Source organism: Streptomyces sp. ActVer, assembly GCF_027270795.1.
GTDB classification, from domain to species: domain Bacteria; phylum Actinomycetota; class Actinomycetes; order Streptomycetales; family Streptomycetaceae; genus Streptomyces; species Streptomyces umbrinus_A.
On sequence record NZ_JAPWHT010000919.1, the window covers coordinates 1 to 1,153 of the forward strand.

The 1,153-nt window shown below is 73.0% G+C and carries 1 protein-coding gene; it reads left to right on the top strand.

Features of this window, described 5'->3' with window-relative positions; translation table 11 throughout:
* Positions 1–224: 224 nt before the first annotated feature.
* On the top strand, positions 225–1,153 hold a 929-nt coding region (locus O3Q52_RS53340), incomplete at its 3' end, for a serine/threonine-protein kinase (RefSeq protein ID WP_269655579.1).

Here is a 1,153-nt window from a genome sequence, read left to right on the forward strand (position 1 = left end):
GCCCCCGAGCCCAGCCACGAGCCCGGCCACCCCGTGCTCCGCGCCCCCGAGCCCCGCGCCCACCGTCACGGTGACCCGCCCAGGATCCGGTGGAGTCGCTCCCTCGGGCACGTGAGCCGCACGCCTGCGTAAAAGGAACATAAGCGACTCCGTGCGTCACGGGTCTGTGACTGGAAAGCGCCCAGGGTGGCTCCCGAAGCGCTTGCCGCGATAGGGATGGACCCATGAGCAACAACGGGGGAGCCCCTTACGGACCCGACGAACCAACGAGTTTCGGCCTGCAACCGCCGCGGCCGCCGGTCGCCGTGCCGCACCCCGGGAACCCGTACGCCGCGCCCACCCAGGTCGTGCCCGACCAGCAGGCGTCGCAGGAGCCGGGCGCCGGTCGGCTCATCGCGGGCCGTTACCGGCTGCTCGGCAAACTCGGGCACGGCGGGATGGGCACTGTGTGGCGGGCGAAGGACGAGACGGTGGACCGGGAGGTCGCCGTCAAGGAGCCGCGCGTACCGGATCACCTTCCCGAACGCGAACGCGCCAACGTCTCCGAGCGGATGCGCCGCGAGGCGCGCGCCGCCGCCCGGCTCGACCACCCGGCCGTCGTGAACGTCCACGATGTCGCGGTCGTGGACGGCCAGCCGTGGATCGTCATGGAACTCGTACGCGGGCGTTCGCTCGGTGACGCCCTGCAGGAGGGAACGATCGGGGCGCGCGAGGCGGCGAGAATCGGCCTTGAGGTGCTCGGCGCGCTGGAATCCGCGCACGCGGCGGGCATCCTGCACCGCGACGTCAAGCCCGACAACGTCATGCTCGGCACGGGCGACCGGGTCGTCCTCACCGACTTCGGCATCGCCCAGATCGAGGGCGAGACGAACCTGACCGACACCGGCGGCTTCGTCGGCTCGCCCGAATTCATCGCGCCGGAGCGGGTGTTGGGGCAGCGCCCGGGTCCGGCCTCGGACCTCTGGTCCCTGGGTGTGGTCCTGTACGCGGCCACGGAGGGCGTGTCGCCGTTCCGCCGCACCAACACGCCCGCGACGCTCCAGTCCGTCCTCAACGCCACGCCGGCCGCGCCCAACGCGGCCACGGGGCCGCTGGCCGACGCCATCAACGGCCTCCTCGACAAGGACCCGGCCCGCCGCCCGGACGCCGCGCG